Genomic DNA, 13,207 nt, shown 5'->3' on the forward strand with positions numbered 1-13,207 from the left:
TTGGGACTAAAAAAGCCGCCCTGAATGGCAGCAAGAAGAAAAAGCAGAGGGATTTGCCAGACTATTGTAGCGAGGATTAGCTATTTAGCCAGTGAAAAAATCCCAGCACACGTTGTGCGCTGGCAACCTGTTTTGCCACCTGTTATTGTTCGTCATAGCTGAAAACGGTACTGATACCGTCACGAATTTATACAGGAGCAAAATATGTTTACTGGTATTGTGCAGGGCACTGCGAAAGTGCTGTCCATTGACGAAAAACCTAATTTTCGTACCCATGTGGTGGAGCTGCCTGAGCATATGCTTGCAGGGCTCGAAACAGGGGCTTCGGTGGCGCACAATGGTTGTTGTTTGACCGTCACGGATATTGACGGCGCGCGGGTGAGTTTTGATCTGATGAAAGAAACTCTGCGGATAACCAATTTAGGCGCGATTCGTGAAGGTGACTGCGTAAACGTTGAGCGTGCGGCTAAGTTTAGCGACGAAATTGGCGGCCACCTGATGTCTGGTCATATTATGACCACCGCTGAAGTGGTGAAAATTCTGACCTCGGAGAATAACCGCCAGATTTGGTTTAAGGTTCAGGATCCGACGTTGATGAAATATATCCTTTATAAAGGGTATATCGGGGTGGATGGTATTAGCCTCACCGTTGGTGAAGTGACGCCAACGCGCTTTTGCGTGCATTTAATCCCGGAAACGCTACAGCGCACGACCCTTGGTGCGAAGAAGCTGGGAGATAGGGTGAATATTGAAATCGATCCGCAGACTCAGGCGGTGATTGATACCGTTGAGCGCGTACTGGCGGCGAAAGAGGCGGCACTGAAAACGGCGGCAGAATAGCAATATTTTACAGCCCGGGACGAGTCGCCGGGCTGTCATTTTACTCCATCAAATATCCATTGCCGCGTGGTGGCCTTGATAAATTGCGGTCGTAATTGTTGATACTTTTACGCAATCTCCCACCTGTGCAACCCATGGAGCGCAGTCGCGCAGCTGTTCAATCGTTTCATGGCGCGCGCGTTGTCCCAGAGCGCAAATCACAGTTTTCCCGGCGATATTCACGTTGTTACCGTTACTGTCTATGCATATCACCCCGTCTTTGGTGATTTCCTGCGCCCGGTGCTGGCAGAAAACGTTAATGCCGGATTTAGCAATTTCTTCCAGTAGCAGCGGACGGTGGCGGATATTCGCATCGGGTGAGAGCGAGTCATTCATCTCCACAAGTTTGACTTGTTTGCCCTCACGGGCAAGATGAATTGCCACTTCACAACCTGCCAGACCGCCGCCAAGGACAACGATCTCATCGGGAAGCGCTTCATGATGTAAGTGAAAATTATTGATCAGCACTACGTTGTCGTTGTGGATACCTTTGATTGGCGGAACATTGGGTTCAGAACCGGCTGCGATAATCAGCGCATCCGGGTTTAGCTCATCCGCCAGTTCTGGAGTGACCGCAGTATTTAAGCGAATATCAACGCCCGCATCGGTGCAAAGTTTCCCCAGTGTCACGCCCAGTTGATACATTTCATATTTGAAAGAAATAGCCTGTTCACCAATAAGAATCCCGCCAACCTCATCATTTTTCTCACAGAGAATAACGTCGTGCCCACGTCTTGCCGCCGTCCAGGCCGCCTGTAATCCACCAGGGCCAGCGCCAACCACCAGCACGCGCTTTTTCTGCGGCGCGGGCTGGATTTCCAACCCATCGCGCTCCCGGCCAATAAGCGGATTGACGGTGCAGCGGCGGGTTGATGTTTCCGCGCGTTCCGCCATGCAGGTAAAGCAACGCAGGCAGCGAATAATTGTGTCGTCCTGATTCGCCATCACTTTTTTCGGTAGCTCGGGGTCTGCAAGCAGCGCGCGGGCCATCTCCACAATATCCGCCTTACCTGAAGCGATGATCTCTTCCATCATTTGCGGATCGTTTAACCCACCGACGGTAGCTACGGGGACCTGAACATGCTTTTTAATTTCGGCAGCCAAATAGACGTTACTGCCGTGTGGCAAAAACATTGAAGGATGCGTCACGCCAAACCCACGCTGATAGGTTCCTGCGGAAACATGAAGAATATCAACGTGGCTTTCCAGCAGTTTGGCGATTTCAATACCTTCCTGTAAATCATATCCGCCCTCGAAGAGTTCGGAGCCGCTCATCCGAAATTCGATGGGAAAGCCTTTGCCTACGGCGCGACGGACGCTTTGTAGCACTTCAATGGCGAAACGCACCCGGTTTTCCCGTGAGCCACCATAGCTATCGGTACGATGATTAAACCACGGAGAGAGAAACTGATTGATAAGCCAGCCGTGCCCGCCGTGCACCATCACCATCTCAAACCCCGCTCTTTTAGCCAGCGCAGCTTTTTCGCCATAGGCCGCGACGATCTCCTGAATCAGGTCCGGCGTCAGTTCATGCACTTCCCGACCATCCGGACGCGTGCCCTGGCTGGGGCCCCATTGATACAGGCCTTCTTTCTTATTCTTATCCGTCAGATACGTTCCGGCGTATTGACCAGAATGTGAGAGTTCAACGCTGGCGATCGCGCCATGGCGGCGGATGGCATCTGCGGTGTAGGTAAAACTGGCTAGCGAACCGGGGGTTTGCAGATCCAGATGATACATATGCGAACCTTCGGTTTTTGGATGAACCACCAGTTCGCTGACGGTAACATTAGCGACGCCGCCTTTGGCCCTGTTTTCATAAAATGCTGTGGAAGCCGGGCCAATGGTGCAGTCAGCGGTAATATCGGTCCCCCCCATTGGCGCGCCAAACATACGGTTTCTGAAATAGACATTGCCGATTTTAATGGGCTGGCAGAGATGGGGATATTTTCGGGTGATACTCATGAATGAATTCTCCTGGATTTATTTAAGCTGAGCGTTTTTATTTATCAGGCGGAAGATGAAGGCGAGCAGCAGCGCGGCAACGCTAAATGCGATACCGATAGGAAAGGCGCTGTGGTAACCGTGCGTAGCGGCAAACGTTGAGGCCATAATGGTTGGTCCGACGTATCCGGCGATAGCAAAGCCGCAAAACATGATGCCGAAGTTCACGCTGTTATGCTGGGCACCAAATTGATCGGCCGTAAAACCGGGGAAGACGCCCATAAAAGCGCCAAAGCAGAGGCCGATAATAGAGATGCCAACGTAAAACAGCACATCGTCGCCAATACCTGTGCAATAGAGGGCATAGAGGCCGGGAATCGAGAGAATACAGGCCAGCATCAGGGTATTAATTCGGCCAATTTTGTCCGAAATAATGCCTGCCAGTATTCGCCCTAGCACGTTGAAAAGGGCGAGGATGGAAACGGCCAGGGTTGCTGCGCCGGTAGACATCCCGACCATGAGTTTTGCCAGCGGAGAGGCTAAAGAAATACACATCAGCCCGGCGACCGCGCCGCAGGTCAGCATGATGAGCATCAAATAAAAGTTGAGGGTGGAGAGCATTTGACGCCAGTTTTTATTCCCTGACGATGTCCCGGTTCTCGCCTGTTGCGGCGGTTGCCAGCCATCCGGGATAAAGCCATTTGGGCATTTATCGATGACAAACGCGCAGGCGCAGACGATAACGGCGAATACCAGCCCGATGATTTTAAAGGCCGATAAAATACCGGCCTGCGCGGTAATTAGTGCGGCAACGGGCGGAATAATCACCGAACTGATGCCAAACAACGCGGTGGTGATACCCCCGACAAAACCGCGTTTATCCGGGAAGAATTTGATAGAAGTACTGATTGTCGCGCCGTACACCATACCTAAACCCAGCCCGGTCAGGATACCGTATGCCCAGATCAGGTGGCTGATTTGTGAAGCGAAGCCGCAGAGGATCATCCCGCCGCCAAACATTAAACCGCCAATAAAGATAACCAGCCTGGGGCCGAGCGTGTCGTTTATTTTCCCGCCAGCGATCATCGTAATGGGGCCAACGGAGTTGCAGATAACAAAGACGATAGCCAGGTTGGCTGAGGTGATGTCGGCGTTGTGCAATTGGGAGAGGTACTCCGCCATAGGCGTGGCAAAAATGCTCCACGCATACATCGATCCGACGCACAGGTTGATAAAACAGCTGGCTATCAGGATCCGCCATCTTTTCCTTGAGTAATCCATTATTTATCCTCGATTAATTTTTTCTATTCAGCAACAAAATCAATGTTTTATTAACATTTGCTGGTTTTAAATGATCCTGATGAGACGCTAAACCACACAAATAATCATGTCAATATTTACATGTTTTATTTGACATGATTGTTCAAGTGGGAATATGGCGAAAGAGGAGGGGTTACGCGTGGTATACTGCACGCAAAGAGACCATGGGTGAGGCGCAATGAGAGTTTTAACTTATGCCATTCTTGGCTTACTTAACCGCGCGGCGATGACCGGCTACGATATCAGTAAGGCGTTTAATCATGAGCTGGCAAAGTTCTGGCACGCTAAACATAGCCAGATTTATGGCGAACTGAAGAGCATGTATAACGACGGGCTGGTGACTTACGATATTGAGATTAGCGGCGATATTCTGGAAAAGAAGAAGTACAGCATTACCGATAGCGGGCGGGATGAACTGCTTCGATGGCTGCATAAAGACGAGCCGATAGAAAAAACGGCGAAAGATGTTTTTCGGGTTCGCATGTATTTTTCCCACTATCTGGACTTAGACACACGCATCCATCTACTGGAAAACCAGCGCATACAGCATCTTGAACGGTTGAATATTTTACAAAAAACCATGGAACAGTATCCGCAGGTACCGCCTCTTGAAAGCGACCGGTTTGGCGATTTTATTGTGCTTGAGGGGGCGATTTGCCGTCAGGAGAGCGTTCTGCGCTGGATTGATAAATGTATTGGCTATTGCCGTAGCGGCAAGTAAAAGACAAAGGACCTGCGCCAGCGGCGCAGGTGGATGTACGATTAACGAGCAACGCGCAGGCCGTGTTCGGCGCCGCGAGAAAAAACGACCTGCCAAAGCTGAATATCACGGGCGCGGAAAGCGCCAGCACAGGCATTCAGATAATAGACAAACATGCGTTTGAATCGATCCGAGTAGTTGTCGGCAATTTCCGGCCAGCTATTGAGGAAACGCTCATGCCAGGCCATTAGGGTGGTGTCATAGTCGGCGCCGAAATTGTGCCAGTCCTCCATAACAAAATGTGTTTCGCTGGCTTCGGCAATATGGCGCACCGACGGCAGGCAGCCGTTAGGGAAGATATATTTATTAATCCATGGGTCAACGCTGTGGTCGGTTTTTTTCGAGCCGATAGTATGTAGCAGGAAACGACCGTCGGGTTTTAAATTACGATCGACCACATCAAAATAGGTAGCGTAATTCTTGGGTCCGACGTGTTCGAACATACCGACGGAAACAATACGGTCGAAACTATCATGAAGATCGCGATAATCTTCGAGCAAAATGGTGACGTCCAGCCCGGCGCAACGCTGCTGGGCCATTTTCTGTTGTTCAGCAGAAATGGTCACACCCACAACGCTGACCTGGTAGTTTTTGGCCATATAGTAAGCCAGCCCACCCCAGCCGCAGCCGATATCCAGCACCCGCATACCGGGTTCAAGCTGGAGTTTGCGACAGATCAGATCTAATTTTGCTTGCTGCGCATCATCCAGATTCTGCGCGTCTTTCCAGTAGGCGCAGGAGTACTGCATAAAAGGGTCGAGCATACGGCTGAAGAGATCGTTACCTAAATCGTAATGCTCTTTACCGACAATCCAGGATCTTTTTTTACTTTGCAGATTGAATAAGCGAGCGCTGGCAATACGCAGCGTATCTTTAAAATGGTGGGGAAGCTGATTTTCCAGACCAGCGCGTAAGACTTTATGGAAAAATATATCCAACCGCTCACAGTCCCACCAGCCGTCCATATAGCTCTCGCCTAACCCTAACGATCCTTCCTGCAAAACGCGCTTAAAAAAGAGCGGGTTTTTAATCCGCAGATCGGAGGGAGCGGAACCATTAATCTCGATGCCTGCACGGCCTAATAATTCAGCTGCAATTCGGTACCAATCATCATTTGGCACACTTACTTCTTCTATACACGATGAACTCATAGCTTCTCCATCACGCCCAAGTGATCAGAACCTTAAAACAGCGTAGACGCTTTTTTGGCTTAGTGAGAAATCTCACGGATTATCCGTGAGGCTGCTATCCGACGTAGAACAGAGGAAGGGAGATAACCCTTGCCGAAAGGCCTTCCATGGTGAAACGGGATGCATCCTGCCCCCGTTAAGATTCGTTAAATATTCTATTTATGTGATGCCGGATCCAGTATAGGCCGCTAAAAACAGGCTTTCAATAAAAATATGTTAGCACGCTAATTACTGGACCTTAACACCAATGAGTAGATTACCTTATGCGTGTGACGATTCTGTTGCCATTGTCGTCGCCCTATGCTGCATGCGATAGCCAATTCCGGCCAGCACAATAGAGATAAGCATCACGCTGGTGGTGGTCAACAGCGGGGTGGCTATCAGCGCGGAAACCACCAGGCTTGCGAGGAAGCACAGGCCAAGCTGTAAGGTATTTTGCAATGCTGCAGCGCGGCCGGTAGCCTGCGGGAACGGCTTCAGTGCCTGGGCGACGACAATCGGGTAAATACCGCCGTTCACGATAGCCATCGCGCAGAACGGAATCATCAGGCCGACAAGCGTGGCATTCTCCTGCAGGCCAACCAGCCAGGTGGCAGCCACGCTGACGGCAAAAATTGTCAGTAGCCAGGGGAGAATCTGCTGTCCCTGCCATTTCTGTAACGCCGCGCGGCAGCCGTAACCGCCCACCAGAAACGCGATAGTTTGCGGAACATAGCTCAGACCGATAACGGTCGGACCGTAGCCCATCTCGTGAAGAATAAAAGGCGAACCCGTCAGCCATGCGAAAAAGCTGGCGGAGCAGGCGGCGTAAATCAGCACATTACCGCTATATTCGCGCGAGCGTAGCAGCGTGAGGAACGTCCGCTTTTGCTGGGCGTTAACTACGGGTTTATTTGCCGGTTTCAGCCGCAGGGCCGGCAGCATCAGCAGCAGGGTAATCGCGAACAGGACGGCAAAAATAGCCTGCCATTCAAAATGGACCAGCAGCCAGCTGCCGAGCAGCGGCGCCAGTGCCGGAGATAAGCCCACCAGGGGCATAATCGCGGCGAAAATTCGGTTGGTTTTTTGCGCGGGGTAGTAATCGGTAACCATTGCCTGCCAGGTCACCGCCGCAGCGCAAACCCCCAGAGCCTGGATAAAGCGCAGCGCCAGCATGAGCGTTGCATCGCGGACCCACAACATCCCCAGACAGCCGATAGCAAAGATAATCAGGCCGCTTAAGAGCACCGGTTTGCGTCCATAGCGATCGGAAACAGGGCCCCAGAACAGTTGCCCGATAGCAAAGCCCGCAAGGAACAGGCTCAGGCTGGCGCTGACGGAAGCCGCTGACGTATTCAGATCCTGTTGCATAGCGGCGAATGCCGGAAGATACATATCGGTGGCCAGAAAACCGAGCACGCTGAGCCCGGCCAGCCAGACTAAAAATCCTTTCCCAGGTTGTTGCATAAAATTCTCTTTTTATTGATGCAGGTACGATGCCGCAGAGTGTAGGGAGTGCATTCGCGCTTGTGAAACGCTAATATTTGTCAGATGAATTCAAAAATTTTGCAGGCAGAAAATGTGGTCTGAATACTCGCTTGAAGTTGTTGATGCTGTCGCCCGCAACGGTAGTTTTAGCGCCGCGGCGCAGGAGTTGCACCGCGTGCCGTCGGCGGTCAGCTATACCGTGCGTCAGCTGGAAGAGTGGCTGGCGGTGCCTCTCTTTGAGCGCCGCCATCGCGATGTGGAATTAACGCCTGCCGGAGTCTGGTTTTTACAGGAAGGACGGTCTGTTATCAAAAAAATGCAGATCACCCGTCAGCAGTGCCAGCAGATAGCCAACGGTTGGCGCGGACAGCTTTCCATCGCGGTTGATAACATCGTCAAGCCAACGCGTATGCGGCAAATGATCGTTGATTTCTATCGTCATTTTGATGACGTTGAGCTAATTGTTTTTCAGGAGGTCTTTAACGGCGTCTGGGATGCGCTGGCCGATGGTCGCGTGGAGTTAGCTATCGGCGCGACGCGATCGATTCCGGTTGGGGGACGCTATGCGTTTCGCGATATGGGCATGCTGAGCTGGGACTGCGTTGTGGCGAGCCATCATCCGCTGGCAAAAATGGCCGGCCCGCTAAGCGACGATGTATTGCGCAACTGGCCGTCGCTGGTCAGGGAGGATACGTCACGTTCGCTACCGAAGCGAACCACCTGGCTGCTGGATAACCAGAAGAGGGTGGTTGTGCCGGATTGGGACGCCTCTGCAACGTGCCTTTCCGCCGGGCTGTGCGTCGGTATGGTGCCGGGGCATTTAGCGCGCCCGTGGCTTGATAGCGGTGAATGGACGGCTCTGGAGCTGGAGAACCCTTTCCCGGACGCCGCCTGCTGCCTGACGTGGCAGCAAAGCGATGCCTCTCCGGCGCTGTTATGGCTGCTGGATTATCTGGGCGACAGCGAGACGCTAAATCGGGAGTGGCTGCGGGCGCCGGAATAACCGACGCCGCAAAGAAGACTAACGGCGATAATCGACAAACGGGCCGTCGGCCACAGAGCGACGCTCGACCAGACGCGGGTGAACCTCAATCGACTGAGAGACTTCACGCTTATTGACGATGCGGTCCAGCAACATGTTGAAGGCCGCTTCGCCCAGCGAGTCTTTCGGCTGATGGATAGTGGTCAGCGCCGGGCTAAAGTAGCGGGCGTTGCGCACATTATCATAACCGATCAGCGAAATGTCCTGCGGTACGCGCAGACCCATTTCATCCGCTGCGCAAATTGCGCCCATCGCCATAATATCCCCGCCGCAGAAAATCGCCGTCGGGCGGTGGTGCTGGCCGAGAATCTGCTGCATTGCGCGGTAGCCGGATTCTGGCTCAAAATCACCCTGGACAATCCAGTTTTCTGGCACATTAACCTGCGCCTCTTCCATGGCTTTCATAAAACCTGCCAGTCGGCCAGCGCCGGTATTGCGCTCCAGAGGTCCTGGGATCACGCCGATATCGCGATGGCCGCGCTCAACAAGGTAGCGTCCGGCAATATAGCCGCCTTCAAAGGCATTATCGATAACCGCGTCGGTAAAATCGGCTTTTGCTTCACCCCAGTCCATCACCACCATGGGGATATGGCGATACTCCTCCAGCATGCTCAACACGGATTCCGGATATTCAGAACACATCACCAGCAGGCCGTCTACGCGTTTCTGTGCCATCATTGACAGGTAAGCGCGCTGTTTCTCAGGGTCATTCCACGCGTTGCCGAGGATCAGCGTGTAGCCCTTCTGGAAGCAGCTCTTCTCGACGGATTCGATAATTTCGGCGAAATAGGCGGCTTCGCTACTGGTTGCCAGCAAACCAATAGATTTGGTGTGATTCACTTTCAGGCTACGGGCAACGGCGCTGGGGGAGTAGTGCAGTTCTTTGATTGCCGCCCATACTGCATTACGCGTCTCTTCCGCAACGAAACGCGTTTTGTTAATTACATGTGATACCGTTGTAGTGGAAACGTTTGCGCGCTTCGCTACATCTTTAATAGTTGCCATTACTTCTCACTCCAGACCTTGACCTGATCGTCTGTTTATCGGTACGTAAACGTTTGCCTGTACACACCCTGACGCCAAAATTCATCATGGCATCACGTCGGGAAAACGACACAGAACGACAGGAAGGGGTCAATGGCCGATACGCTTTCAAATTAGCGTGGGATTTTGTCCGATCTTGGGGCAAAGGGGAAGAGCAAAAATGTGCATCACTCTAAATCTCAGAAGATTTTTACGCTATTCTATGCAAAAATGAGCAAGCTCACTTTTCATGTGGGGATAAATAGGGGGAAAATTGATGGATACAAATTTAAAGTTTTCGCTGACAACAACGATTATTGCTCTGGGTTTGATTGTCGCCGCAAGTCTGACCGCAGTACTGCACTAATTTTGTTAGAAGGGAGAGGCCTCTCTCCCTTTTCCTCTTTCATTATTACCAATTTCGCAAAAATCTTTTGCCATTTCGTTTACTTTTGTTTTTCTGTGATTGATGTCATGCTTTTGACTTCTGATGAAATGTCGCCGATCAAGGCGGCCTGATGGAGTTCTTGCATGAAAATCAACTTTCCCCTGCTAGCTCTGGCGATCGGTGCCTTTGGTATTGGTACGACCGAGTTCTCCCCAATGGGGCTATTACCGGTTATCGCTAAAGGCGTGGATGTTTCAATTCCGGCGGCGGGAATGCTTATTAGCGCCTACGCAATCGGCGTAATGGTCGGTGCGCCGCTGATGACCTTGCTGCTCTCCCACCGCGCGCGCAGAAATGCGCTGATTTTTCTGATGGCGATTTTTACCCTTGGTAACGTGCTCTCCTCCATTGCGCCGGATTACACCACGCTGCTGCTGTCGCGCATTATCACCAGTCTTAACCATGGCGCTTTCTTCGGCTTAGGCTCCGTGGTGGCGGCGAGCGTGGTACCGAAACATAAGCAGGCCAGCGCCGTAGCGACGATGTTTATGGGGCTGACGATTGCTAATATCGGCGGCGTTCCCGCTGCGACCTGGCTGGGTGAGACTATCGGCTGGCGCATGTCGTTCCTTGCCACGGCGGGGCTGGGCGTCGTGGCGATGATCGGCCTGTGGTTTTCCCTGCCGAAAGGCAGCGTCGGTGAACGTCCGAACGTAAAGCAGGAACTTTCGGTGCTGATGCGTCCGCAGGTACTGTCGGCGCTGCTGACAACCGTGCTTGGGGCAGGGGCGATGTTCACGCTTTATACCTATATTTCACCGGTTCTGCATACCATCACCCACGCATCACCGCTGTTTGTGACCGCGATGCTGGTGTTGATTGGCGTGGGCTTCTCATTGGGTAACTACCTTGGCGGTAAGTTTGCCGACCGTTCCGTCTCCGGAACCCTGAAGGGCTTTCTGCTGCTGTTAATGGCCATTATGCTGGCTATCCCGCTGCTGGCTCAGTCGCAGCTCGGTGCGGCTATCAGCATGGTTGTCTGGGGGGCTGCGACCTTTGCGGTGGTTCCACCTCTGCAGATGCGCGTGATGCGCGTGGCTCATGAGGCGCCGGGGCTGTCATCATCGGTGAATATCGGCGCTTTCAACCTTGGGAATGCCCTGGGTGCGGCTGCAGGCGGTGCGGTGATTTCTGGCGGGCTGGGATATGCGTTTGTGCCGGTGATGGGAGCGATTATCGCGGGTGTGGCGCTACTGCTGGTACTGTTTAGCGGCCGGGCGCAACCGGAAGAAGCGTTAGCCAATAGCTAATCTCGCGTGAAGTGAAATAACCGCAGAAGGAGCAATTCTTCTGCGGTTTGCTTTTATGCTGCCAGGTTAGCCGCAACAAACTTCCAGTTCACCAGCGCCCAGAAATGTTCCAGATAGTTCGGACGGGCGTTACGGTAGTCGATGTAATAAGCGTGTTCCCAGACATCCACGGTCAGCAGCGGAGTGGCGTCGCTGGTTAGCGGCGTTCCTGCGTTGCTGGTGGAGACAATAGCCAGGCTACCGTCGGCGTTTTTCACAAGCCAGGTCCAGCCCGCGCCGAAGTTTTTTACTGCCGCATCGGTGAATTTGGCTTTGAAATCAGCAAAGCTGCCGAAGGATTTAGCGATCGCTGCCGCCAGTTCACCTTCCGGCTCGCCGCCTGCGTTTGGCGCGAGGCAGTTCCAGTAGAAGGTGTGGTTCCAGACCTGAGCTGCGTTGTTAAAGATGCCACCGTCAGAAGAACGTACGATCTCTTCTAAGCTTTTGCCTTCAAATGCGCTGCCTTTGATCAGGTTATTTAGGTTGGTGACATAGGCCTGGTGATGTTTACCGTAGTGGTATTCCAGGGTTTCTGCGGAAATGTGCGGCGCCAGGGCGTCTTTTGCATATGGTAATGCAGGTAATTCGAACGACATTGCTACTCTCCTTTTTATAGTTAATGTGCGCAATAACCATGTATTGAGCATGGTAATAGTAGCAAATTAAAAGATGTGGCAAAAGAGAGAGTTACCCCGTCACCGAAGCGACGAGGCACAATTAGCGAATAGTTTTTGGCGTCATGACGCGGCGCGCGCCGACGTAGTGGCGTACCCAGTAATCTTCACTTAATGAGGTAATTTGAATATCACGACCGGTGCGCGGAGACTGGATGAACTTACCGTTGCCAACATAGACGCCGACGTGATCGGCGGTACCGCGTCCGCGGGTGCGGAAGAAGACTAAATCACCGCTCTGCAGCTCGCCGCGATCCACCGGACGGGCGTCGCGCAGGTGATACATCTCATTGGCGGTACGTGGAATACGGATTTTGACCAGATCTTTATAGGCGTAGTAAACCAGACCGCTGCAATCAAAGCCTGTGCGCGGGGAGGAGCCGCCCCAGCGATAAGGTTTGCCAATTTGATCCATCAGCTTCGACATAGCCGTGGTTTGCGCTTTTTGTACCCGAGCTTTGTGCGCGTCGGCGATAGTCAACAGAGGCTCGTCGGCAACAGGTTTACAGCGGGTTTTGTAGCCTTTACGCACCACGCATTTTTTCTGCGCGCTTGCCGTCGCCATTTTGCTTTCCGCTACCGGCCTCGTTGAGCTGGCGCACAGTTTTTTATAACCTTTACGCAGAACGCATTTTTTTGCGGCGCTGGCAGTCTGGCTTGATGCGGTAGATTTGGTTCGGCTGGTAGTCGATGTTTTCTTGTTGGAGGTTTTGGCGGTGGTTTTGCTTTTGGAACTGGCTGCTTTTTTCTTACGCTCTGCGGTGGTGCCTTTGGCCGGATGCGCTTTCGGCGTGGCCGAAGCATGCGTATGCCCGGAAGCATGCGCCAGCGGCGTAAGCGAAATAGATGTAAAAAGTAATGCACAGAGCGAAATCGCGATTTTGTTAAGACGCGCCACTGAGCAATCCCCTGATTAAATTACAGACATATACAGATGCCTGACGATGAATGACAAACCGCATCGATTCTAAAGCATAAAATCCCGGAAAGTTAATACTCTTTTGTATCTAAAGTCTCGTTTGGTTAACATTTGCAAAAAAATGCGTCTGGCAGCCGATGTGGCGAGTGAAAAATGCGCAATGCATTGCTGCGGATGACAATAAAATGATATTTTTGAGGCATCTTATGCCTACAGAAGATAAAATGTAGCAAGTGAAAAAAATGTTATTAT

At 52.1% G+C, this 13,207-nt stretch carries 12 protein-coding genes; 5 read left to right on the forward strand and 7 right to left on the reverse strand.

Features of this window, described 5'->3' with window-relative positions:
• Positions 1 to 204 precede the first annotated feature (204 nt).
• Complete coding sequence (locus FN082_RS05885; protein ID WP_142462880.1) at positions 205 to 840, forward strand: riboflavin synthase subunit alpha; 636 nt, start codon at positions 205 to 207, stop codon at positions 838 to 840.
• Positions 841 to 888: 48 nt separating this feature from the next.
• Here the strand turns inward: FN082_RS05885 and FN082_RS05890 are convergent, their stop codons facing one another.
• Both FN082_RS05890 and FN082_RS05895 read right to left on the reverse strand, forming a co-directional pair.
• A complete protein-coding gene (locus FN082_RS05890) occupies positions 889 to 2,844 on the reverse strand; it encodes an NAD(P)/FAD-dependent oxidoreductase (protein WP_208436569.1) in 1,956 nt (651 codons plus the stop codon).
• A gap of 18 nt (positions 2,845 to 2,862) precedes the next feature.
• Complete coding sequence (locus FN082_RS05895; protein WP_139540091.1) at positions 2,863 to 4,104, reverse strand: L-lactate MFS transporter; 1,242 nt, start codon at positions 4,102 to 4,104, stop codon at positions 2,863 to 2,865.
• 217 nt (positions 4,105 to 4,321) lie between these two features.
• On the opposite strand from FN082_RS05895, the gene FN082_RS05900 reads away from it, so the two are divergent.
• A complete protein-coding gene (locus FN082_RS05900; RefSeq protein ID WP_139540090.1) occupies positions 4,322 to 4,864 on the forward strand; it encodes a PadR family transcriptional regulator in 543 nt (180 codons plus the stop codon).
• Between the two features lie 41 nt (positions 4,865 to 4,905).
• On the opposite strand, the gene cfa is transcribed toward FN082_RS05900, so the two are convergent.
• Together cfa and punC are read right to left on the reverse strand one after the other, a co-directional pair.
• Positions 4,906 to 6,054 carry a cyclopropane fatty acyl phospholipid synthase gene (cfa, locus tag FN082_RS05905; protein WP_139540089.1) on the reverse strand — a complete coding sequence of 383 codons (1,149 nt, stop codon included), beginning with the start codon at positions 6,052 to 6,054 and terminating at the stop codon, positions 4,906 to 4,908.
• A 300-nt stretch (positions 6,055 to 6,354) separates the two neighbouring features.
• Positions 6,355 to 7,539 (reverse strand): purine nucleoside transporter PunC, encoded by a 1,185-nt coding sequence (punC, locus tag FN082_RS05910; protein WP_142981282.1) that lies wholly within the window; start codon positions 7,537 to 7,539, stop codon positions 6,355 to 6,357.
• 112 nt (positions 7,540 to 7,651) lie between these two features.
• Between punC and punR the strand changes: the two genes are divergently transcribed.
• Positions 7,652 to 8,563 (forward strand): DNA-binding transcriptional activator PunR, encoded by a 912-nt coding sequence (gene punR, locus FN082_RS05915; RefSeq protein WP_139540087.1) that lies wholly within the window; start codon positions 7,652 to 7,654, stop codon positions 8,561 to 8,563.
• A gap of 18 nt (positions 8,564 to 8,581) precedes the next feature.
• On the opposite strand, the gene purR is transcribed toward punR, so the two are convergent.
• Positions 8,582 to 9,607, reverse strand: a complete 1,026-nt coding sequence (purR, locus tag FN082_RS05920) for an HTH-type transcriptional repressor PurR (protein ID WP_142462876.1) — start codon at positions 9,605 to 9,607, stop codon at positions 8,582 to 8,584.
• Between the two features lie 295 nt (positions 9,608 to 9,902).
• On the opposite strand from purR, the gene cydH reads away from it, so the two are divergent.
• Positions 9,903 to 9,992 carry a cytochrome bd-I oxidase subunit CydH gene (gene cydH, locus FN082_RS05925; protein ID WP_139540085.1) on the forward strand — a complete coding sequence of 30 codons (90 nt, stop codon included), beginning with the start codon at positions 9,903 to 9,905 and terminating at the stop codon, positions 9,990 to 9,992.
• A gap of 164 nt (positions 9,993 to 10,156) precedes the next feature.
• Positions 10,157 to 11,323, forward strand: a complete 1,167-nt coding sequence (locus FN082_RS05930) for an MFS transporter (RefSeq protein WP_139540084.1) — start codon at positions 10,157 to 10,159, stop codon at positions 11,321 to 11,323.
• Between the two features lie 53 nt (positions 11,324 to 11,376).
• Here FN082_RS05930 and sodB read toward each other — a convergent pair whose 3' ends face one another.
• Complete coding sequence (sodB, locus tag FN082_RS05935; RefSeq protein ID WP_142462875.1) at positions 11,377 to 11,958, reverse strand: superoxide dismutase [Fe]; 582 nt, start codon at positions 11,956 to 11,958, stop codon at positions 11,377 to 11,379.
• Between the two features lie 121 nt (positions 11,959 to 12,079).
• Positions 12,080 to 12,934 (reverse strand): C40 family peptidase, encoded by an 855-nt coding sequence (locus tag FN082_RS05940; protein ID WP_142462874.1) that lies wholly within the window; start codon positions 12,932 to 12,934, stop codon positions 12,080 to 12,082.
• Positions 12,935 to 13,207: the final 273 nt, after the last annotated feature.

The organism is Klebsiella spallanzanii, from assembly GCF_902158555.1.
Taxonomy (GTDB): Bacteria; Pseudomonadota; Gammaproteobacteria; order Enterobacterales; family Enterobacteriaceae; genus Klebsiella; species Klebsiella spallanzanii.

Coding starts and splice junctions, on each gene's coding strand:
- FN082_RS05885 (WP_142462880.1), top strand. CDS start 205: ATGTTTACTGGTATTGTGCAGGGCACTGCGAAAGTGCTGTCCATTGAC.
- FN082_RS05890 (WP_208436569.1), bottom strand. CDS start 2,844: ATGAGTATCACCCGAAAATATCCCCATCTCTGCCAGCCCATTAAAATC.
- FN082_RS05895 (WP_139540091.1), bottom strand. CDS start 4,104: ATGGATTACTCAAGGAAAAGATGGCGGATCCTGATAGCCAGCTGTTTT.
- FN082_RS05900 (WP_139540090.1), top strand. CDS start 4,322: ATGAGAGTTTTAACTTATGCCATTCTTGGCTTACTTAACCGCGCGGCG.
- cfa (WP_139540089.1), bottom strand. CDS start 6,054: ATGAGTTCATCGTGTATAGAAGAAGTAAGTGTGCCAAATGATGATTGG.
- punC (WP_142981282.1), bottom strand. CDS start 7,539: ATGCAACAACCTGGGAAAGGATTTTTAGTCTGGCTGGCCGGGCTCAGC.
- punR (WP_139540087.1), top strand. CDS start 7,652: ATGTGGTCTGAATACTCGCTTGAAGTTGTTGATGCTGTCGCCCGCAAC.
- purR (WP_142462876.1), bottom strand. CDS start 9,607: ATGGCAACTATTAAAGATGTAGCGAAGCGCGCAAACGTTTCCACTACA.
- cydH (WP_139540085.1), top strand. CDS start 9,903: ATGGATACAAATTTAAAGTTTTCGCTGACAACAACGATTATTGCTCTG.
- FN082_RS05930 (WP_139540084.1), top strand. CDS start 10,157: ATGAAAATCAACTTTCCCCTGCTAGCTCTGGCGATCGGTGCCTTTGGT.
- sodB (WP_142462875.1), bottom strand. CDS start 11,958: ATGTCGTTCGAATTACCTGCATTACCATATGCAAAAGACGCCCTGGCG.